The following is a 531-nucleotide window of genomic DNA, read 5'->3' on the forward strand; positions in this document are numbered from 1 at the left end:
TTGGGGATGCCGACGAGGACTTTGTGGATTTCGGGGTCGATTTGTTTTAAATCGAGCATGACGAGGTTGGTGTGGTCGAGCAGGTCGTCAAGGATGGAATCGTAATGCAGGGCGTAGCCGTTGCTGTCGAGGCAGGTGTGGATGTCGTGTTCGTGGCAGGCGGTGAACCAGTCGCGTACGAATTCGTATTGCAGGAGCGGTTCGCCGCCTGTGGCGGTAACGCCGCCGCCTGTGGCGCGCAGGTAGTGACGGTAGGACATGACTTGCTTCATGACTTCGGGTACGGTCATTTCCTGGGCCTGTTCGGTGTGCAAGTCCCATGTGTCGCGGTTGTGGCAGTAGAGGCAGCGCATGAGGCAGCCTTGCAGGAAGAGGACGTAGCGCAACCCGGGACCGTCCACCGCGCCGCAGGATTCTACGGAATGGACGATGCCTTTGCCGTTGTAGTGGCGGTGTCCGAGGTCTTTGGCGGGGGCGGGTGTTTCGGGGTTGATGGCGATGGTTGTCTGCATGGTGTCTGATGTACCGGAT

General features: G+C 59.3%; 1 protein-coding gene. It reads right to left on the minus strand.

The annotated features are described in order from the left end of the window. A partial coding sequence (locus ACTHUR_RS17730; RefSeq protein WP_440400039.1) for a radical SAM protein occupies window positions 1–512 on the minus strand: 512 nt, incomplete at its 3' end. Window positions 513–531: the final 19 nt, after the last annotated feature.

It is taken from the genome of Neisseria sp. P0021.S007 (assembly GCF_051956855.1).